Source organism: Exiguobacterium acetylicum (assembly GCF_019890935.1).
Lineage (GTDB): Bacteria > Bacillota > Bacilli > Exiguobacteriales > Exiguobacteriaceae > Exiguobacterium_A > Exiguobacterium_A abrahamii.
Genome location: NZ_CP082333.1, coordinates 947744 through 967195 on the forward strand (window position 1 = coordinate 947744; position 19452 = coordinate 967195).

General features: G+C 48.2%; 23 protein-coding genes. 18 read left to right on the plus strand and 5 right to left on the minus strand.

The genetic code is table 11. The features are described from left to right. A complete protein-coding gene (locus K7G97_RS04880) occupies positions 1–381 on the minus strand; it encodes a rhodanese-like domain-containing protein (RefSeq protein ID WP_023467569.1) in 381 nt (126 codons plus the stop codon). A 138-nt stretch (positions 382–519) separates the two neighbouring features. On the opposite strand from K7G97_RS04880, the gene K7G97_RS04885 reads away from it, so the two are divergent. The 3 genes from K7G97_RS04885 to hpt all read left to right on the plus strand — a co-directional run bounded on the left by K7G97_RS04885 (position 520) and on the right by hpt (position 2475). Next, a complete protein-coding gene (locus tag K7G97_RS04885; RefSeq protein WP_087679870.1) occupies positions 520–1350 on the plus strand; it encodes a lipoate--protein ligase family protein in 831 nt (276 codons plus the stop codon). Between the two features lie 24 nt (positions 1351–1374). Next, positions 1375–1797, plus strand: a complete 423-nt coding sequence (gene mntR, locus K7G97_RS04890) for a transcriptional regulator MntR (protein ID WP_035398709.1) — start codon at positions 1375–1377, stop codon at positions 1795–1797. A 150-nt stretch (positions 1798–1947) separates the two neighbouring features. Further along, positions 1948–2475, plus strand: coding sequence for a hypoxanthine phosphoribosyltransferase (hpt, locus tag K7G97_RS04895; RefSeq protein WP_223041493.1), 528 nt, complete (start codon positions 1948–1950; stop codon positions 2473–2475). Positions 2476–2532: 57 nt separating this feature from the next. On the opposite strand, the gene K7G97_RS04900 is transcribed toward hpt, so the two are convergent. Together K7G97_RS04900 and K7G97_RS04905 are read right to left on the minus strand one after the other, a co-directional pair. Further along, entirely contained in the window at positions 2533–2934 is a 402-nt protein-coding gene (locus tag K7G97_RS04900; RefSeq protein ID WP_223041494.1) for an SA1362 family protein, read from the minus strand. Between the two features lie 20 nt (positions 2935–2954). After that, on the minus strand, positions 2955–3887 hold the full coding sequence (locus K7G97_RS04905) for a DUF1385 domain-containing protein (RefSeq protein ID WP_223041495.1): 933 nt from the start codon (positions 3885–3887) through the stop codon (positions 2955–2957). A gap of 156 nt (positions 3888–4043) precedes the next feature. On the opposite strand from K7G97_RS04905, the gene aroQ reads away from it, so the two are divergent. The 15 genes from aroQ to spo0A all read left to right on the plus strand — a co-directional run bounded on the left by aroQ (position 4044) and on the right by spo0A (position 17840). Beyond that, positions 4044–4490 (plus strand): type II 3-dehydroquinate dehydratase, encoded by a 447-nt coding sequence (aroQ, locus tag K7G97_RS04910; RefSeq protein ID WP_023467575.1) that lies wholly within the window; start codon positions 4044–4046, stop codon positions 4488–4490. Then, positions 4487–5551, plus strand: a complete 1065-nt coding sequence (locus tag K7G97_RS04915; protein WP_023467576.1) for a M24 family metallopeptidase — start codon at positions 4487–4489, stop codon at positions 5549–5551. Before aroQ ends, K7G97_RS04915 begins: the two co-directional genes overlap by 4 nt. Positions 5552–5586: 35 nt before the next feature. Next, entirely contained in the window at positions 5587–6153 is a 567-nt protein-coding gene (gene efp, locus K7G97_RS04920; protein ID WP_023467577.1) for an elongation factor P, read from the plus strand. A 168-nt stretch (positions 6154–6321) separates the two neighbouring features. Beyond that, the gene (gene accB / locus K7G97_RS04925; RefSeq protein ID WP_223041496.1) at positions 6322–6771 is read left to right on the plus strand and encodes an acetyl-CoA carboxylase biotin carboxyl carrier protein; all 450 of its coding nucleotides are present in this window, start codon (positions 6322–6324) and stop codon (positions 6769–6771) included. A gap of 15 nt (positions 6772–6786) precedes the next feature. Then, positions 6787–8139 (plus strand): acetyl-CoA carboxylase biotin carboxylase subunit, encoded by a 1353-nt coding sequence (accC, locus tag K7G97_RS04930; RefSeq protein WP_035409099.1) that lies wholly within the window; start codon positions 6787–6789, stop codon positions 8137–8139. 120 nt (positions 8140–8259) lie between these two features. Further along, positions 8260–8664, plus strand: coding sequence for a transcription antitermination factor NusB (nusB, locus tag K7G97_RS04935; RefSeq protein WP_023467580.1), 405 nt, complete (start codon positions 8260–8262; stop codon positions 8662–8664). Between the two features lie 69 nt (positions 8665–8733). Then, complete coding sequence (gene folD / locus K7G97_RS04940; RefSeq protein ID WP_223041497.1) at positions 8734–9567, plus strand: bifunctional methylenetetrahydrofolate dehydrogenase/methenyltetrahydrofolate cyclohydrolase FolD; 834 nt, start codon at positions 8734–8736, stop codon at positions 9565–9567. Next, on the plus strand, positions 9564–10886 hold the full coding sequence (xseA, locus tag K7G97_RS04945; protein WP_223041498.1) for an exodeoxyribonuclease VII large subunit: 1323 nt from the start codon (positions 9564–9566) through the stop codon (positions 10884–10886). Before folD ends, xseA begins: the two co-directional genes overlap by 4 nt. A 2-nt stretch (positions 10887–10888) precedes the next feature. Beyond that, complete coding sequence (gene xseB, locus K7G97_RS04950) at positions 10889–11110, plus strand: exodeoxyribonuclease VII small subunit (RefSeq protein ID WP_023467583.1); 222 nt, start codon at positions 10889–10891, stop codon at positions 11108–11110. Beyond that, positions 11107–11976 carry a polyprenyl synthetase family protein gene (locus K7G97_RS04955; RefSeq protein ID WP_223041499.1) on the plus strand — a complete coding sequence of 290 codons (870 nt, stop codon included), beginning with the start codon at positions 11107–11109 and terminating at the stop codon, positions 11974–11976. The genes xseB and K7G97_RS04955 overlap by 4 nt, the downstream gene beginning before the upstream one ends. A gap of 117 nt (positions 11977–12093) precedes the next feature. Next, the gene (dxs, locus tag K7G97_RS04960) at positions 12094–13980 is read left to right on the plus strand and encodes a 1-deoxy-D-xylulose-5-phosphate synthase (protein WP_223041500.1); all 1887 of its coding nucleotides are present in this window, start codon (positions 12094–12096) and stop codon (positions 13978–13980) included. A gap of 6 nt (positions 13981–13986) precedes the next feature. Continuing rightward, positions 13987–14793, plus strand: coding sequence for a TlyA family RNA methyltransferase (locus K7G97_RS04965; RefSeq protein WP_223041501.1), 807 nt, complete (start codon positions 13987–13989; stop codon positions 14791–14793). Positions 14794–14945: 152 nt separating this feature from the next. Further along, on the plus strand, positions 14946–15395 hold the full coding sequence (gene ahrC, locus K7G97_RS04970) for a transcriptional regulator AhrC/ArgR (protein ID WP_023467586.1): 450 nt from the start codon (positions 14946–14948) through the stop codon (positions 15393–15395). A gap of 12 nt (positions 15396–15407) precedes the next feature. Next, positions 15408–17114 (plus strand): DNA repair protein RecN, encoded by a 1707-nt coding sequence (recN, locus tag K7G97_RS04975; RefSeq protein ID WP_023467587.1) that lies wholly within the window; start codon positions 15408–15410, stop codon positions 17112–17114. 3 nt (positions 17115–17117) lie between these two features. Then, a complete protein-coding gene (gene spo0A / locus K7G97_RS04980; RefSeq protein WP_074668437.1) occupies positions 17118–17840 on the plus strand; it encodes a sporulation transcription factor Spo0A in 723 nt (240 codons plus the stop codon). A 36-nt stretch (positions 17841–17876) separates the two neighbouring features. Here spo0A and K7G97_RS04985 read toward each other — a convergent pair whose 3' ends face one another. Together K7G97_RS04985 and K7G97_RS04990 are read right to left on the minus strand one after the other, a co-directional pair. Further along, positions 17877–18455, minus strand: coding sequence for a dihydrofolate reductase family protein (locus tag K7G97_RS04985; protein WP_223041502.1), 579 nt, complete (start codon positions 18453–18455; stop codon positions 17877–17879). A 675-nt stretch (positions 18456–19130) separates the two neighbouring features. Then, entirely contained in the window at positions 19131–19385 is a 255-nt protein-coding gene (locus tag K7G97_RS04990) for a DUF2627 family protein (protein ID WP_058265115.1), read from the minus strand. Between the last annotated feature and the right edge of the window lie 67 nt (positions 19386–19452).

A 19452-nucleotide genomic window follows, 5' to 3' on the forward strand; every position in this document is an offset into this window, starting at 1 on the left:
TTAGCTCCGTTTGATTTTTCCTGACCACTGCTTGAATCCGCCTTTTAACTGATACAGATTCGTATAGCCTGCTTTTTTCAAGACTTTTGCAGCCTGTGAAGAACGCATGCTCCCTTGACAATACAAGTAAATCGGCATGTCTTTTCGTAATTCCTTCGAGCGCATCTTCATTTGGCTGACCGGGATGTTACGGGCACCAACGATGTGTCCACCTTTGAATTCCTGTGTTTCGCGAACATCGACGATTTGTGCTTTACGGTAGTTCGCACGGAATTCTTCTTGCGACAATTTCGTGATGCCTTTGACCGGCATGAAACGCCAAGCGATGTAGGCGATCAGCGCGACCCATAATACGATCGTAATGATAGTTCCAGTTTCCATATTCGACTTCCAACCCCTTCGTTCGTTTAACCTCTGTTTCATTATAGTCAACGAAATCGATTTCGGCAATCGACTCGTGATTGCGCGACCGAGAATGGGTTTGATACACTAAGACGGAAACGTTTTGGGGGTGCTCAAGTGAACAGAGAGTGGCAAGTGTTGACGACGCCGGCGATGGAGCCGGCAATGAACATGGCAATCGATGAAGCATTGATTCAGTTCGTCGGGCGGGGGGAGATCGCACCGACGCTTCGTTTTTACTCATGGGAACCACGTGGATTAAGTGTTGGTCATTTTCAACGGGCAACCCGTGATATCGATCGAAAGCGGATTGCAGAGCTCGGGATTCCGATCGTGCGTCGGATGACAGGAGGGCGCGCTGTCTTGCATGCAGACGAGTTGACATACAGTGTCGTCATCCCGGAAGATACAGAAGGTTTACCACGCACGGTCATCGAAAGTTATCGGATGTTGACGGAAGGGATTCGCAAAGGATACCATCACCTCGGCATTCCGGTCGAATTTTCCGTTCCGTTGACGGAAGAGGAAAAAGAAGAATTACGGAAGCCGAAATCAGCCGTCTGTTTTGATGCAGCATCGTATTATGAACTCGCTGTCGGAAAACGGAAAGTCGCTGGAAGTGCACAAGTCCGCCATCAAGGCGTTGTCTTACAGCACGGTTCGGTCCCACTCTCTGTCGATGAAGGTGAATTATTTGATTGTTTCTTGTATGATGATGAGTCGATGCGCGAGCGGATGAAAGCGCGTTTCTCAGGAAAAGCTGTCGCTTTGAATGAGCTAGCAGGTCGCGCTGTCGCATTTGACGAGGTACGAGAAGCGTTCACGAAAGGCTTCGAAGAGGCGCTTGATTTGTCGTTCGTTCCGTTGACGTTCACGAGTGAGCAGTGGCAGGAGATTGAGCGTCTTGCCGAGAAATACCGTAGTGATGAGTGGAACTGGAAACGCTAATGAATGAAATGGGAAGGTGATGTCGTGCCAACTCCGAGTATGGAAGATTATTTGGAACAAATTTATAAACTGATCGAAGATAAGGGATATGCCCGCGTGTCGGATATAGCGGAGTCGTTAGGAGTTCACCCGTCCTCGGTAACGAAGATGGTTCAAAAGCTCGACCGGGAGACGTACCTCGTTTATGAAAAGTATCGGGGTCTCATGCTGACGCCTAAAGGACGCAAAATCGGAAAGCGTCTCGTGGAACGACACGCTTTACTTGAAGATTTTCTTCGTCTCGTTGGTGTAGATGAAGAACTGATCTATAAAGATGTCGAAGGAATCGAGCATCATATCAGTATCGAAGCGTTGGATAAGATTAACGGAATGATTCAGTTCTTTGCGGAACGTCCTGGTTTGAAAGAGGAACTGCATCGCTATCAACAAGCCCATCCAGAGGATTGAGGCTTGTTTTTTTATATTTCCTTACTAATAAAAAGTTCTTAAACACGAACAATTCATTATATTTTTATGATAAAGTGCGCATTTTAAGGAGGATATGCTATACTGAGCCTGAAAATGGACGAAGGGGGTGGCGGGTGTTCGCACCTTGTCATGGAAATCACGATTAAAGAAAAATTAGTGTCGGAGTCACAACTGAAAGAAAAGGTTCGTGAATTAGCACAACAGATCGAAGAAGATGCGGCTGGGCGTCAAATCGTTCTCGTCGTCGTGTTAAAAGGATCGATGGTCTTTGCTGCAGATTTGATGCGCGAAATCAAAGGAAGCGTTCAAATTGATACAGTCGCGTGCTCTTCTTACGGCACAAAGACCGTCTCTTCCGGGCGTGTTCAGTTGAAGAAAGATCTCGATCTCGATGTGCAAGGGAAATATGTCGTCGTCATCGAAGATATCATCGACACAGGGCGGACGCTCCATTTCTTATGTGATCATATGAAATTGCATCAACCTGGAGTTCTCAAAGTATGTACATTGCTTGATAAACCAGCACGTCGTGAAGTAGAACTCGACGCAGACTATGTCGGTTTCGAGATTCCGGATTACTTCGTTGTTGGATACGGAATCGATTGTGCGGAGGAATACCGCAATCTACCGTATATCGGTTGGGTCGAAACGGATTGAGCACGAAAAAAGGAGGTTCGTCGCATGACGAACCTCCTTTTTAATGTACTTCTGAAATTAGAAAGCACGTTTTTTCTTTTTGCCTTTTTTTCCTTCGATGACTGTCAGATGAGGCGCTTTTGAACGATCGCGCAACGGTCTGACTTTATTCGATGCCGGCGCTTTTGAAGACTTGACCGGTCTTTTCTTAAAGTCTGTCCGGCGAACAGAATTCGAAGAGCCATGCATTTTTTTTGATTGAGCGACGGATTTTCGGTACTGAGCATTTGCTCCCGTTCCGACGCTTCGATTACGAGTCAGGAACTTAAAGAGCAAGAAGATGATCCCGGCGGTAATCCCGAAGAACAGCAATTGTGAAAACAGACTACTTGGATTATTGACGAGTTTATATCCGAAGCCGACAAAAGCGAACAGTAACACGACGAGTGCAAATGTAGAACCAATGCGTTGTCTGATCATAATATCACCCCTGTTATCGATTAACCCAGTGCATTCTCATGTAGGTTATGTTCCTGTTTTTCCAATGCTTCAAACGCATAAATCGCAACCTCGATCTGTGCATCGTCCGGTTCTTTCGTCGTCAAGTACTGTAACCATAGACCAGGCAAGGCGATGACGCGAAGTCCTTTGATGTGCTGTGCTTTATTCGTCAGCTGTAACACTTCAAATGAAAGACCGATGACGACCGGTAATAAGGCGATCCGGCAGACGAGACGCAACCAAAGCGGATCCGTTGGCACGATCAGATAGACGAAAAATCCGACGATGACGGTGAAGATCAAGAAACTCGAGCCACATCGATAATGAAGACGACTGCTGACGCGAACGTTTTCGACCGTGAGTGGGCGTCCTGATTCGACGCAGTTGATGACCTTATGCTCTGCACCGTGATATTGAAAGAGTCGTTTAACGAGCGGAGTCAATGAAATCACGTAGAGGTAACTAAACAAAAGCGTTAATTTGATTGTTGCTTCGATGACATTTTGAATGACATGTCCCGATAAAGCAGGGAACACATCGAATAGTGACGCAAGGAAAGCCGGTAGTAACGTAAAGAGTAATTTACCGAAGAAGAATGATAGGATCCCGACGACAGCTACGCCGAGCCATTTAGTCAAAGGGCTGGCAGTCGTCTCTTCCGGCTCTTCTTCACCAGGTTTGACACCGTATCGGTCACTTGCGAAGTTCATATGACTGGCGCCATTCGCTGAGGACTCCATCAAAGCAAACAAGCCACGTAGAAGTGGGATTTTTTTGCCTTTAGCGATTCGTGGTCGAACCGGCTTTTGTTGGGCGAACGTCTCGATCGAATCATCATTTCGACGAATCGCCGAGACCGCATGGGTCGCATTTTGGAACATGACGCCTTCGACGATGGCTTGACCACCGACCGGCGGATTAGTCGTTTTCATAATAGAACGCATCCCGTCTTCATTAAAATTAGGTGTATCGTCAGTGTACTTGATTTACGACAAAAAAACTATGTTCGACTCGTCAAAACGAGGTAATCTTTAGGAGTCGGAAATCGGGTTATGATACAATGAAAAGGAATTCGAGGAGGTGTTTTTTTGCGTGTCTTGATATTAAACGGACCAAACTTGAATTTACTCGGAACACGCGAACCGGATACATATGGAACGGCGACATTAGCCGACTTAGAACACGATCTTCGCACTTATTTTCCGAACATTCAGTTTCGGTTTGAACAATCGAACCATGAAGGACGACTGATTGATGTTCTTCACGAGGAACGGGGGGCGGACGGTATCGTCTTCAATGCGGCTGCCTACACGCATACGAGTATCGCGTTACGTGACGCGATTGCCGCGATCGAAGCACCCGTCATCGAGGTCCATCTATCGAATGTCCATGCACGTGAATCCTTCCGTCATCATTCGATGATTGCACCTGTCTGTCAAGGAGTCATTGCTGGACTTGGCATGACGGGATATCGTCTGGCAACAGAAGCACTCCAAGCTTTACAACAATCGGAACAAGGGGGAAATCAATCATGAAACAACGGATCGAGGCGTTACAAGCAGCTTTAAAGGAACGGGACCTTCCAGGATTACTCGTCACGAAGGCAGAGAACATTCGATACATTTCCGGCTTCACGGGCTCAAGCGGTGCATGTCTCGTAACAGAAGAGCAAGCGTACTTCGTGACGGATTTCCGTTACACGGAGCAAGCGGCAGACCAAGTCAAAGGAATGGAGATCGTTCAAATCGAACGGTCGATTCCAGAGACGATGGGCGAATTGATGGCAGGAGCGCGTGTTCGCGCGGTTGGTGTCGAAAAGGATGCGATGACACTCGGTGCTTTTGAAGCATACGATCAAGCTTCGGCAATCGAGCTTGTTCCGACGACAGGAATCATTGAAAACCTACGCTTGATTAAGGATTCGTCAGAGATTAAGATGATTAAGGAAGCGGTGGAGCTCGCAGACGCGACCTTCCAACACATCTTGACGTACATTCAACCAGGACGAACGGAACTTGAAGTATCAAATGAACTAGAATTCTTCATGCGTAAGCATGGAGCGACGTCTTCTTCTTTCGATACGATCGTGGCATCGGGCTATCGTTCTGCTTTGCCGCACGGTGTTGCCAGCTCGAAGGTCATTGCGACGGGTGAACTCGTCACGCTTGATTTCGGAGCGCTCTTGAACGGTTATGTTTCAGATATCACACGGACTGTCGCAGTCGGTCCGATCAATGCCGAGTTGCAGAAGATCTACGATACAGTCTTGCAAGCGCAACTAGCGGGTGTCGACGGCTTAAAACCAGGCATCACTGGGATCGAAGCGGACGCATTGACGCGTGATATCATCAAAGAAGCAGGTTACGGTGAGTACTTCGGTCACTCGACGGGACACGGCATTGGTCTAGAAGTACATGAAGGACCTGGCTTGTCGTTCCGCTCTGAGACAAAACTTGAACCGGGCATGATCGTTACGGTCGAACCAGGTATCTACGTGCCGCAAGTTGGCGGATGCCGGATTGAAGATGACGTCTTGATCACGGAAACAGGTCGAGAAATTCTTTCGTCTTCACCAAAAGAACTGATCACTCTCTAATTCAGAGTGACGGAACATTTTAGGAGGAACCATTCATGGTATCAGTAAACGATTTAAAAACAGGATTAACGATTAAGACTTCAGACGGTATGATTTGGCAAGTACTTGAATTCCAACATGTTAAACCAGGTAAAGGGGCAGCGTTCGTTCGGACGAAAATGCGTAACATCCGTAACGGAAACATCCAAGAGATGACATTCCGTGGTGGTGAGCGTGTCGAACGTGCACACATCGAGCGTAACAAGATGCAATACCTTTACCCAATGGGCGAAACTTACGTCTTCATGGACACAGAATCGTATGAGCAATTGGAATTGACCACAGCACAAGTCGAAGCAGCTCTTCCATACTTGCTTGAAAACATGGAAGTTCAAATCGCGGTTTACAACGGCGAAATCCTCGGTCTTGAATTACCGAACACAGTCGTCATGACGATCGTTGAAGCAGAGCCTGGTGTTAAGGGTGATACAGCTTCGAACGTCAAGAAAAATGCAACAGTGGAGACAGGTCATATCATTCAAGTCCCACTCTTCATCGAAGCAGGCGAAAAAGTAACGGTTGATACACGTACAGGTGATTTCACAGGTCGTTACAACGGATAATATTGAAACGACAAGACGTCTCTCACCTTTTATCAGGTCGAGAGACGTCTTTTTTCATCCAGCTTGACTTGCATCCAATGGTATGACCAGTTAATATAAGTATTTGAGTAGGCATTAGCACCTGGTATAATAATTGTGAATACAGCATAGATGGGGGAAGAATGACAGATGAAAATCGATCAGTTGAAACAAGTACTCGAAATGCTCGATCAGTCGAGTGTAAATGAACTCTCACTCGAGACGGATACGTATAAATTAAAGTTGAAGAAACAAGGAGAAACAGTGACGGTCTCGCATCAAGCACCTGCTACTCCAGTGGCGGCACCTGCTCCTGTGAAGCAAGCGGCAGCACCAGTCGCGGAAGAGGCGACTACGGATGATACAGTCACGATCAATGCCTTGATGGTCGGAACGTTTTATTCGCGTCCGAATCCAGATAAACCGGCATACGTCAAAGTCGGTGATCAGATTGAAGTAGGTCAGATCGTTTGTGTCCTTGAAGCAATGAAACTCTTCAATAACTTAAACTCGGAAGTATCTGGAACGGTCGTCGAGATTCTTGTCGCCGATGGAGATCTCGTTGAATTCGGTCAACCACTCTTCCGGATCCGTCCGTAAACGGGGGTGAACAGCATGGAAAAATTATTGATTGCCAACCGTGGAGAAATCGCCGTCCGTATCATTCGAGCGGCAAAGGAGCTTGGAATACAGACCGTTGCTGTCTACTCGACGGCGGATAAGGAAGCCTTACACGTTCGTTTAGCCGATGAGGCATACTGCATCGGTGAGGCGAGTTCTGCTTCATCCTACTTAAACGTTACGAATATCCTTGCGATCGCAACGAACCGTCAAGTGACGATGATCCATCCGGGTTATGGTTTCTTAGCCGAGAACGTCGATTTTGCTGAGATGTGTGAAGCGTGTGGGATCAAGTTCGTTGGTCCGACGTCGGATGCGATCCGTCAGATGGGGATCAAGGACGTTGCGAAGAAGACGATGATCGAGTGTGGCGTGCCCGTTGTACCGGGTTCAGATGGAACGGTCACGGACGAAGAAGCGGTCGCACTGGCGCAAGAAATTGGTTATCCGGTCATCATCAAAGCAACAGCAGGTGGTGGAGGTAAAGGGATTCGGGTCGCTCGTTCGGAAGAAGAGCTGATCAACGGGCTAAGTGAGACACGCCGTGAAGCAAAACAAGCTTTCGGAAACGGGGATGTCTATTTAGAGCGCTTCATCGAAGAATTCCGCCATGTCGAGGTACAGGTCCTCGCTGACCGTCACGGGAATGTCATTCACCTTGGTGAACGGGATTGTACCGTCCAGCGTCGGATGCAGAAACTGATCGAGGAAGCGCCATCACCTGCGGTCAGTGAAGCGACACGATTGAAGATGGGCGAGGCTGCCGTAAAAGCCGCTAAAGCGATTCAGTACACGGGAGCTGGAACGATCGAATTCATCTTCGTCGAAGAGACGGAAGAATTCTTCTTCATGGAGATGAACACGCGCATTCAAGTCGAACACCCGGTAACGGAGATGATCACTGGATTCGACCTCGTTCAAGCACAATTACAAGTCGCGCTCGATCATCCGCTTGCCGTCAAACAAAAGGATATCAAGTTCCACGGGCATTCGATCGAGTGCCGAATCAATGCCGAGGATCCAGATCATGATTTCCGTCCGTCTGCTGGACGCGTCACACAATACGTGACACCAGGCGGAATGGGTGTGCGTATCGATAGCGCAGTCTATCCAGGATATATGATTCCACCATACTATGACTCGATGGTTGCGAAATTGATCGTCCATGCGGAAACTCGGGAAGAAGCATGTGCGAAGATGGAACGTGCACTAGCTGAATTTTGGATCGAAGGTGTCAAGACGACGATCCCGTTCCACGAACGTGTTCTCAGTCACCCGGTATTCCGGCGTGGGACGTTCACGACGAAATTCGCAGAGCGTGAGCTAAAAGGTACGATCGTTAACTGAATCAGGACGGGAGTTTGTGCGACGAACTCCCGTCTTTTTTTGGCGTTCTCTATGTTTTTTAAAAGAGGAATGTGCTAAACTAACTGATTGAGAACGACAAAAAAAGGAGCACGCAAAATCATGATGAAACGACACATGGCACGCGAACTCGCAGTCCAATCTTTGTTCCAAATGGAGCTTTCGGATCTGACTGCACAAGAGGCCATTGAATTCGCGGTAGAAGGTAAGGAATATGACACATTCGTCGAGCAATTGGTGAACGGTGTCGAAACGAACAAAGCAACGATTGACCAACACATCCGAGAAGCACTGGTCAACTGGTCATTCGAACGACTCGGAAACATCGAGCGGACGATTCTTCGCTTAGCCGTCTACGAATTATTATTCGAAACGAACATTCCAGTTCGAGTGACGATCAACGAAGCGATTGAATTGACGAAGGCGTTTGCTGACGAAGAAGCGACAAAAATCGTGAACGGTGTTCTCGGTAAGGTCGCACAAGGCGTCGTCAAAGAAAATTCATAAACGTGTAAAACCGAATAGAGACAAACAGACAGAAGAGTGAATCGAACTTTTTGGGGGAGTGGACAAATCATGGCAGTAGTAATCGATGGAAAACAGGTAGCCCATTCATATCGTATGAAGCTGAAAGAAGAAGTCGCACGTCTGAAAGAACAGCGGATTCAACCGCAATTGACTGTCATCCTGATTGGCGAAGATCCTGCTAGTCAGTCCTATGTACGTGGTAAAGAAAAGGCGGCGAAGGAAATCGGCATGGATTCGGAGTTGATCCGACTTCCGGCAGAAACAACGGAATCAGAGCTTCTTCACTTGATTGACCGTCTGAACGTTGATGCGAGTGTCCATGGGATTCTCGTCCAATTGCCGTTGCCTGACCACATTGATGAGAGTAAGGTCATTTTTGCGATTTCTCCTGAAAAGGACGTCGATGGTTTTCATCCTGTCTCTGTCGGGAAAATGATGATTGGTGAACCGACATTTTTACCGTGTACACCAAACGGCATTCTTCATCTCGTCAAAGAGATGAACGTACCGATTGCCGGTCAACACGTCGTTGTCGTCGGTCGTAGCCAAATCGTCGGTAAACCCGTCGGCATGTTGTTCTTGAATGAATCGGCTACCGTGTCCTATTGTCATTCCAAGACAAAAGATCTCGGTGCGATGACGCGTCAAGCGGATATTTTGATCGTCGCAGTCGGCGTACCGAAGCTGATTACGGCGGATATGGTGAAACCGGATGCTGTCGTCATTGACGTTGGTGTCAACCGTGTCGATGGCAAACTCGTCGGTGATGTCGAGTTTGATACGGTACAAGACGTTGCATCGATGATCACACCTGTTCCAGGTGGCGTTGGTCCGATGACGATCACGATGCTACTGCATAACACGATCGAGGCCGCGAAATGAGCGAACCTCTTCACGTTTCCGATTTAGTCCACTATGTCAAACGTGAACTAGAAGGCGACGCCCTTCTGCAACAAGTCCAGGTGGTGGGAGAAGTGTCGAACTTTAAACGACACTCTTCCGGTCACCTTTATTTTACGTTGAAGGACGAGCAGTCACGGATGAAAGCCGTCATGTTTGCCCGGGATGCGAGTCGAGTCAAAGCAGACGTTCGCGATGGGATGCGTGTCGTCGTCACCGCGCGCTTATCCGTATACGTCTCTTCTGGAGAGATGCAACTCTATGTCGAACGGATGACGGAAGACGGCGTAGGAGCGCTATATGAGGCGTTCTCACGCTTGAAGGTGGATCTTGAAGAGCGTGGTTGGTTTGATCCAGCGATCAAACAATCGTTGCCAGCGTTTCCCGAGCGCATCGGAATCATCACGTCGCCAAAAGGAGCAGCGCTTCATGATATCGCAACGACACTCCGGCGCCGTTACCCGCAAGCAGCCATCGTCTTTGCCCCGGTCCTTGTACAGGGAGCGGACGCGGCACCACAAATCAGTCGTGCCATTCAGCTGATGAATGAGCATGCTGCCTGTGATGTGTTGATCATTGGTCGTGGTGGTGGTTCGATTGAGGAGCTGTGGGCATTCAATGAAATGTCTGTCGTGACTGCCGTGTTTGAATCACGCATTCCGATCGTCTCTGCTGTCGGTCACGAAACGGATTTTACGATCAGTGATTTCGTCGCCGACGTTCGTGCGGCTACACCAACGGCAGCGGCAGAACTTGTCACTCCGGAAGCAGAGGCACTCACTCGACGGGTACAGGATGTGAAGCGACGTTTAGAACGAACGTATGCACAACTCCTCAAAAGTAAGCAGGAGCAAGTGACACGGCTTGCTGCGAGCTATGGTCTGAAATCACCACGCGTCCTACTCGGACTGAAGCAGGAGCAACTAGACCGAGCAGAGATGTCACTCCAAAAGGAGATCAAGCAAGTAGTAGCGCAACACCAGCAACAGGTGGAGCGTCTTGACACACGCTTACTGCGTGTGCCGATGCGGGATCGCTTCGTGCAACAACGGGCGATGATTGAACAATCACGACGTCGACTCGAAATCGTTCGTCGACTTTTGCAATCGAAGCAACAACAGGTGCGTCATGTGCTCGCGCGACTCGACTCCGTCAGTCCGACGCATGTTCTGATGCGCGGCTATACGTATGTCGAACAGGATGGACAAATCGTCCGTTCCGCGAAGGCATTGACAGCGTCTTCGTTCGATATCCGATTCCATGATGGAACGATTCGTGCTAAACGAGAGGATGGGGAGTAAGAATGGAGACGGAACAATCTTTTGAAGAAGCACTGGAAAGATTAGAAGAAATCGTCACGCTACTCGAAGAGGGCGAAGCTCCTCTTGAACAAGCGATGGCTCTATATGAAGAAGGCGTCAAACTGACGGCTCTTTGCCAAGGGAAGTTATCTGTTGCTGAGAAAAAACTCGATCAAATCCTGGAGCAAGATGGTACGCTTCGGGAAAAAGGAGGAGCGCAATGATTGCTTTGAATGAGTGGAAGACACAAGTCGAAAACAAAATGGAAGAGTTCATGGAGCGACTCGACGCACCGGATCGTTTACGCGATTCGATGCGGTATTCACTCGATGCGGGTGGGAAGCGAATTCGCCCAGCCTTGATTTATGCAGTACTCGATGCTTTTTCCATCGATCGTTCAAAAGGTGACGCGACTGCTGCGGCACTTGAGATGATTCATACATACTCACTGATTCACGATGACCTTCCCGCAATGGATGATGATGATCTTCGTCGAGGGCGTCCGACGAATCATATCGCTTTTGATGAAGCGACAGCGATTTTAGCAGGAGATGCCTTGCTCACGAACGCCTTCAGCTGTCTTCTTGAGACACCAGCTTCGTCGGAAGTAAAGCTTGCTCTTGTCGAACGCTTGGCAACAGCAGCGGGTGCTACGGGTATGGTCGGTGGTCAGCTCGACGATATGCTTGGTGAGCGTGGCGGCATCAATGACGTAGCAGAGCTTGAGTCGATTCACCGTCGGAAAACAGGAGCACTCCTCGTCTTTGCAGTCGAAGCAGGTGGTTTGCTTGCCTCGGTCAGCTCGATGGATCTTGAACACTTGAAGCAATACGGTCGCCATCTCGGAATCGCATTCCAAATTCAAGATGACATCTTGGACGTGACGGGAGATGCTGAAAAAATCGGCAAACCGGTTGGTAGCGACGAAGGAAACGAAAAAGCAACGTATCCAAAATTACTGGGTCTTGAAGGAGCGAAACGCGCACTGACAGCTCAGGTGGAAGCAGCGGAACAAGCGATTGATGCATTATCAGTCGAAGCGACGACACTTAAGGAACTGCTCGACTTCGTGGTCAAGCGCGACCATTAAGCAGGACGACGCATCTGCGTCGTCTTTTTCTATGCTGACAATGGCGCTCGATAGATTGTTCTAGTACAATGTAGGGTACAAACCCTATAAGATTGTAAGGAAAAGAGGCGGTAAGGTATGAAATTGACAGAAATACAGGATCCGTCATTTTTAAAGCGTATGTCGGTCTCCGAACTCGAAGTACTCGCAGGCGATATTCGACGCTTTTTGATTGAAGAATTAGCGACGACAGGTGGACACTTGGCACCGAACCTCGGTGTCGTCGAGTTGACGCTTGCGTTGCATCGTGAATTCGACAGTCCGAATGACAAGTTCGTCTGGGACGTCGGACACCAAGCCTACGTGCATAAGATTTTGACAGGACGCGCGAGCCAGTTTGATACGCTCCGTCAGCACAAAGGACTCTGTGGATTCCCGAAACGCAATGAAAGTGTGCATGACGTCTGGGAGACAGGGCACAGTTCGACGTCCTTGTCAGCAGCAATGGGGATCGCTGTTTCAAACGAATTGAGCGGTAAGGATGACCGTGCGGTCGCGATCATCGGTGACGGGGCATTGACAGGTGGGATGGCCCTCGAAGCATTGAATCACATCGGAGCAGAGCAACAAAACGTCATCGTCATCTTGAACGATAACGAGATGTCGATTGCACCAAACGTTGGGGCGATGCATCAAATGCTTGGACGGATTCGTTCATCGCGTAAAGTACGCTTTGCGCAAGACGAGCTTGAAACGTTGATCAAAAAGATTCCGGTCATTGGCGGACGCCTTGAAAAAGGAAGCGAGAAGTTGAAGGAAGCCGTTAAAGGCGCACTTGTTCCTGGCATGTTCTTTGAAGAGCTCGGCTTCAACTATTACGGTCCGGTCGATGGACACGACCTCAATGATTTGATTGAACAACTCAACTATGTGAAAAAAGAAGAAGGACCTGTCCTGCTTCATGTCATCACGAAAAAAGGGAAAGGCTATCGTCCGGCAGAGTTCGATGGCGTCGGCACATGGCATGGTCTTGGACCATACAAGATGGAGTCTGGCGAAGTCATCAAAGGGAAATCAAAAGCACCTAGTTATTCCTTTACGGTAGCGGATACTTTGACGAAGATGGCACGTGATGATGAAAAGTTGACGTTGATCACGCCAGCGATGAGCGTCGGTTCAAAACTCGATTGTTTTGAAAAAGAATTCCCAGAGCGGATGTTTGACGTCGGGATTGCAGAACAACATGCTGTGACGTTCGCAGCTGGTCAAGCGACGCAAGGCATGAAACCTGTCGTATCGATCTACTCGACCTTCTTCCAACGTGCATACGATCAGCTCGTTCACGACGTGGCGCGTCAAAATCTAGATGTGACGTTTACGATTGACCGATCAGGTCTCGTTGGCGCAGATGGTGAAACACACCAAGGCGTCTTCGATATTGCCTTCATGCGTCACGTACCGAACATCCGGATCGTCATGGCGAAGGATGAGAACGAACTGCAACACTTGCTCTATTCGGCCGTCAAATATGAAGGACCAATCGCCGTTCGTTTCCCACGTGGAGAAGGTATCGGTGTACCAATGGACGAGACACTGCAAGAAATTTCGCTTGATACATGGGAAGTCGAACGTGAAGGAACGGACGTCGCCATCCTTGCATTCGGACCACAAGTACAAGATGCGCTCAAAATCGCGGATCTCCTAGCAGACGAACTGTCGGTTCGTGTCATCAATGCTCGGACGATCAAACCGCTTGATGAGAAGATGCTGAACGCCCTTTACGCAGAAGGCATTCCACTCGTGACGCTCGAAGAAGCCGTCTTAAAAGGTGGATTCGGATCAGCTGTCCTTGAGCATGCGAATGAGCAGGAAGCATTCCCACGCGTCAAACGCTTTGGTATTCCGGATTGGTATATCGAGCATGGCGGTGTGAACGAATTACTGGAAGAAATCGGATTATTACCTGGACAAATCGCAGAGGAAGTACGCGCTTTCGTCAATCAAGGAAAGAAACAGAGTGTGTGACGATTCATGGAAAATGTAAAGAAAATCCGCCTCGACGTTCTTCTCGTCGAGCGCGGTTTGTTTGAAACGCGTGAAAAAGCGAAGCGATCGATCATGGCTGGACTGGTCTTTAGTGGTACGGAACGATTAGAGAAGGCCGGTGAGAAGGTCAAATCGGACATCGATCTGCACGTCAAAGGTCAATTGATGCCCTACGTCGGTCGTGGAGGCTTCAAGATGGAAAAGGCACTTCAAGTATTCGATTTCGATGTCACGGGTAAAACAGGTCTCGATATTGGATCGTCAACGGGTGGTTTTACCGACTGCTCCTTACAAAATGGAGCAGCACATATGTATGCGCTCGATGTCGGTTCCAATCAGCTGGACTGGAAGCTTCGCTCGGATGACCGTGTGACGGTGATGGAGAAAACGAACTTCCGGCATGCGACACCAGACATGTTCCCTGTTGCGCCGCAGTTTGCGACGATCGATGTCTCATTCATCTCGTTACGGTTGATGCTTCCGCCGCTGAAGACGATCCTCGTCGAAGGAGGAGATGTCATGGCGCTCGTCAAGCCGCAATTCGAAGCGGGACGTGATGATATCGGTAAAAAAGGCATCGTGCGGGATGAACGGATTCATGTCCGTGTCCTCGATGAGATGGTCGAATTCTTCATTCAACAAGGATTCTATGTGAAACAGCTCGACTACTCACCAATTACTGGTGGAGAGGGGAACATCGAGTTCTTATTGCATGCGCGCCTTGGTCAACCAGGACTTGATTCATCCGTCCATGCGACGGAGACAGTCAAGCAAGCACATGCTAGTCTTTAAACGAACAGATAAACGAGGACGGACCCGGTTCATGGGTCCGTCCTCCTTGTTGTTCAAAGCGACGAAAACCATATAATAAAATGGCAAACGTGGACTTTTAATGATTTATTGGATTACAATAGTAACATCGAAGAATACTGTGAGGTGCAGGGATGACAAAGGGGCAACGGTTGATTAAGATTCGGGAGATCATCACCCAGTCGGAAGTAGAAACCCAAGATGAATTGGTAGAGGAATTACGGAATGCAGGATATAAGGTGACACAGGCAACGGTATCACGAGATATTAAGGAACTTCATCTCGTTAAGGTCCCGTTGAATGATGGACGTTACAAATACAGCTTACCCGCCGACCAACGCTTCAACCCACTCGGGAAATTGCGGCGTCTGCTCGGGGACAGCTTCATCTCGATTGATTCTGCTCAAAATCTGATTGTCATGCATGTCCTGCCGGGAAATGCGAATGCAGTCGCTGTCTTACTGGACCATTTGAGCTGGAACGAACTGCTTGGCACGGTGTGTGGGGACGATACGATCCTATTGATCGCACGAAGTGAGGAACAAGCGAAAGAAGTGACGGAACGAATTTTAGAAATGCTGTAAGGAGTTGACAGGATGCTAGCTGAATTATCGATCAAACAATTTGCGATCATTGACGAGCTACAGATCGACTTTAAAAAAGGAATGACCGTCTTGACTGGGGAAACAGGTGCCGGTAAATCGATCGTTCTCGACGCGATCGGATTATTGATTGGTGGACGTGGATCCGCGGAATTCGTTCGATACGGGGAAGATCGGGCGGAGCTAGAAGGGTTGTTTCTGATTGAAGACGACCATCTCGTCTATGATCTCGCAGAAGAGTATGGTATCGATATCGAAGATGGATTGATCATCTTACGACGTGATCTGTTCGCGACCGGGAAAAGTGTCTGTCGCGTCAACAATAAGCTGGTCACACTGACGATCTTACGGGAGTTCGGACGTGTCCTCGTCGACATGCACGGGCAACATGAACATCAGCATTTAATGGACAGTACGTATCATCAAGCGATTCTCGATGACTTCGCGCAAGAGACGATTGCACCGCTCCTTCAAGCCTACCAGTCCGGTTATCAAGCGTATGAAGAAAAACGGACGGCGCTGCAATCGCTCGCGCAAAGTGAGCAAGAACTCGCTCAACGGATTGATTTACTATCGTTTCAGACGGAGGAGATCGAAGGCGCAAAACTTCGAGCACATGAGGAAGACGAGTTGCTCGTCGAACGAAATCGTCTCGCGAATTTCGAGAAGCTATATGCGTCACTGAAGACAGCGTACGATGCTTTGCATGATGAGATGCGCGGCATCGACTCTGTCGGAGATGCGATGCGTGAACTACAACAAGCATCAAGCATCGACGAACAGTTTTCGCAGCAGAGTGACGCGATCGCAAGCGCTTTTTATGGACTCGAAGAAGTCGGGTATGCGATTCGAGATCAACTTGAAACACTTGAGTTTGATTCCAATCGACTCGATGAGATCGAACAACGTTTATCCGTCTTTCAACAACTGAAACGAAAATACGGGGCGACGATCGAGGAAGTCATTGCGTATGGGGAAAAAATTCGAGTTGAACTTGATACGATGACGAATCGAGATGAACGGATTGAGCGCTTAAAAGCCGAAGTCGAACAGCTCGAAGGCGAATTGTTTGAGATAGGCGGGCGTCTGTCGCAACAGCGTCGAAAAGCGGCCGTTCAATTAAGCGAAGCGATTCATCTGGAGTTACGTGAGCTCTACATGGAAAAAGCGCGGTTTGAAATTCGTTTTCTTCAAGACGGGAAGACACCGATGCTACGCAAGAACGGAATCGACCAAGTGGAGTTCTTCATCATGACGAATGCGGGAGAGCCATTCAAGTCGCTCGGAAAAGTTGCATCGGGCGGGGAGTTATCTCGTATCATGCTCGGATTGAAGTCAATCTTCTCGCGCTCGGTCGGAGTTGCTTCGATCATTTTCGATGAAGTCGATACAGGAGTATCGGGTCGTGTCGCACAAGCGATGGCTGAAAAAATCTACCGATTATCGGTAGACGGACAAGTGCTTTGTATTACGCACTTACCGCAAGTCGCTTCGATGGCCGATCAACATCTCTATATTCGGAAAATCGAGGAGACGGATCGTACGACGACACAGGTCAACGTCTTGTCTCAGTCAGATCGAGGAAACGAACTAGGACGGATGATTTCCGGTGCACATATGACGGATTTGACGTTACGCCATGCCGAGGAATTGATGGATCAGGCGAAGACGATGAAAGAATCGCTTAAAAATGGGGTGTAAGGATTGATTAAAGTCGGGATAGCAGATGATAATCGCGAAATGGTCGAACTGATTCGCCAGCATATCTCTGCGCAAGAAGACATGGAAGTCGTTTGCGTCGCCTACAATGGCGAGAGTTGTCTCGAACGTATGAAAGAACATGAAGTGGACGTATTGCTTCTCGACATCATCATGCCTCATTTAGATGGGCTTGGTGTTCTCGAAGAATTGATGAAGAAAAAGAAGAACCCTGCTGTCATCATGTTGAGTGCTTTCGGTAAGGATGAGGTCTCACAACAGGCGGTCACTCTCGGAGCATCGTACTTCTTACTTAAACCGTTCAGCATGGATCAGCTCGTTCAAAAAATTCGTCTCGTGACGCATCAAGGACAAGCACCGATCGTCGAAACAATTGACTTAAGAGTCGGTACGACACTGCGAGAAGTGGGGATTGCTCCGCATATCAAAGGCTTCACGTATTTAAAGGACGCTGTCTTAATGGTGCTTGAACGGGAAGATTTACTTGGATTGATCACAAAGGAACTCTATCCGACGATCGCGAAAAAACATCAAACGACAGCATCTCGCGTCGAACGGGCGATGCGTCACGCCATCAAGTCCGCTTGGAACGAAGGGATGCAACAGCACGAGCTCTTCAATGGTCGGATCGAACAAGAGAAAAGTCCGAAGAACTCGGAATTCATCTCGTATGTTTCGAGTCATATGAATCAAGAACAATCTGGTTAAAGGAAACACACCGTCTGATGGTTAGACGGTGTGTTTTTAGTTCCGATCCCGTTCATAGTAAGCGATCAACACACCGTTATCAAACGTGTGTCGTTTCGTGACGTTCCAAGTGAGAGGCGTCATTCCATTGTCGGGAAATAGACGTTTACCAGAACCAACGATGACCGGATAGTGGATCAATCGAAGTTCATCGATCAGATCAGCTTGATAAAGCGTATGAACAAGTTGACTACTACCCCAGACGTGAAGCGGTGGTCCGTCTTGTTGTTTCAAGCGTGTTAGTTCTGAAGTCGGTTGATTCAAATATGTCGTCGGCTGCCAACGAATAGGTGGTGTATGTCGCGTAGCAACATACTTCATGGCACGATCGGCAACTGGCCAGATATGGGCATGGAGTGGCCAGTAACTCGACCATTGCTCGTAAGTCGCGCGACCGAGTAACAGGGCGCAATCCTCTTGCATCCATCCTCGGATGACCTGACCGATCTCAGGATGTTGAAATGGAGCAGTCCATCCCCCCTGTTCGAAGTCATTGCTCATGTCCTCATTCTTTCCGCTCGGTGCTTGAACGACACCGTCTAACGATAGATGTTCGAAAACGATGATTTTTCGCATGAAAGATCTCCTTTCGATTACGTTCTGCTTATAGCATACCGTAAAGCTAAAAATATATAAAAGCGCTTGCAAATAAATATTGCATAAACTGAAATGTTTGTTATAATAAAGGTACCAAATGATTTGGCAAGACGTCAGATGAACGTCGAGTCGACAAGGACTCCGGAAATCCTGTTGATGAACATCATCTCAGAACGCCGACTGTAAATGGCTCAAGAATGCCGGACGACATTCTCTTGGTAGAAGTCGTACCAAGGTATCTTGTTCATTCTAGATGGGAAATCTCGAATGAATGGGAGCTTCCATGATTTCGAAGCTAGGGAAAAGTGGAAGGTAACGGATCGTCTAAAATGAAAAGTACAGTTCGTGAAAAGGAGTGTTGTCTAGCAGTGATTGTTAGCAACCGAATGTTTGACTGCTTCAAGCGGATGACATTACGCTCCACCTAGGTCCCGAGTACAGTCAGATGATGGAACTGAAACACCATTCTATCGTTAGCCCGATAGCCAGATCTGATTTCTTTCTACCTCTTCATTAAGAGGAACACCTAAGGTTTTGGAGTACACGAATAGTTCTAACTATGAGAGGAGTTCATCCGTAAGTGAAACCAATTTTATACGAGTAAAAGGTCCCGCGCTTGAAATGAGTTCAAGAGATGGGGACCTTTTTCTGTGTTCATTTTTTTTGATAGCGGTCGGAGACTTTTCCACGTTTTCGATCGCGATAAAAGACATATCCTGCGACAAATCCAATGCCACCCATCGCAAGAACCAAACCAACGAGACCTTGCAATACATATACGTAAGCCGCATCGCCTAAGTATTTAAACGGCACTTGCGCAATTAGAAAAACACTATCACGCATGAGCTTAATACCAATCGCGCCGATGATGCCGGGGATTAATAATGAGAGCAAACCAATGATACGCATAGGACGCCACTCCTTTCCAAGCGTATTGTATCAAAAAATCGATCGTTCTGCGAATCGGGTTTGCTTC

Coding starts and splice junctions, on each gene's coding strand:
- K7G97_RS04880 (WP_023467569.1), bottom strand. CDS start 381: ATGGAAACTGGAACTATCATTACGATCGTATTATGGGTCGCGCTGATC.
- hpt (WP_223041493.1), top strand. CDS start 1,948: ATGGAAATCACGATTAAAGAAAAATTAGTGTCGGAGTCACAACTGAAA.
- K7G97_RS04900 (WP_223041494.1), bottom strand. CDS start 2,934: ATGATCAGACAACGCATTGGTTCTACATTTGCACTCGTCGTGTTACTG.
- K7G97_RS04905 (WP_223041495.1), bottom strand. CDS start 3,887: ATGAAAACGACTAATCCGCCGGTCGGTGGTCAAGCCATCGTCGAAGGC.
- K7G97_RS04915 (WP_023467576.1), top strand. CDS start 4,487: ATGAAACAACGGATCGAGGCGTTACAAGCAGCTTTAAAGGAACGGGAC.
- efp (WP_023467577.1), top strand. CDS start 5,587: ATGGTATCAGTAAACGATTTAAAAACAGGATTAACGATTAAGACTTCA.
- accB (WP_223041496.1), top strand. CDS start 6,322: ATGAAAATCGATCAGTTGAAACAAGTACTCGAAATGCTCGATCAGTCG.
- accC (WP_035409099.1), top strand. CDS start 6,787: ATGGAAAAATTATTGATTGCCAACCGTGGAGAAATCGCCGTCCGTATC.
- nusB (WP_023467580.1), top strand. CDS start 8,260: ATGATGAAACGACACATGGCACGCGAACTCGCAGTCCAATCTTTGTTC.
- folD (WP_223041497.1), top strand. CDS start 8,734: ATGGCAGTAGTAATCGATGGAAAACAGGTAGCCCATTCATATCGTATG.
- xseA (WP_223041498.1), top strand. CDS start 9,564: ATGAGCGAACCTCTTCACGTTTCCGATTTAGTCCACTATGTCAAACGT.
- xseB (WP_023467583.1), top strand. CDS start 10,889: ATGGAGACGGAACAATCTTTTGAAGAAGCACTGGAAAGATTAGAAGAA.
- K7G97_RS04955 (WP_223041499.1), top strand. CDS start 11,107: ATGATTGCTTTGAATGAGTGGAAGACACAAGTCGAAAACAAAATGGAA.
- dxs (WP_223041500.1), top strand. CDS start 12,094: ATGAAATTGACAGAAATACAGGATCCGTCATTTTTAAAGCGTATGTCG.
- K7G97_RS04965 (WP_223041501.1), top strand. CDS start 13,987: ATGGAAAATGTAAAGAAAATCCGCCTCGACGTTCTTCTCGTCGAGCGC.
- ahrC (WP_023467586.1), top strand. CDS start 14,946: ATGACAAAGGGGCAACGGTTGATTAAGATTCGGGAGATCATCACCCAG.
- recN (WP_023467587.1), top strand. CDS start 15,408: ATGCTAGCTGAATTATCGATCAAACAATTTGCGATCATTGACGAGCTA.
- K7G97_RS04985 (WP_223041502.1), bottom strand. CDS start 18,455: ATGCGAAAAATCATCGTTTTCGAACATCTATCGTTAGACGGTGTCGTT.
- K7G97_RS04990 (WP_058265115.1), bottom strand. CDS start 19,385: ATGCGTATCATTGGTTTGCTCTCATTATTAATCCCCGGCATCATCGGC.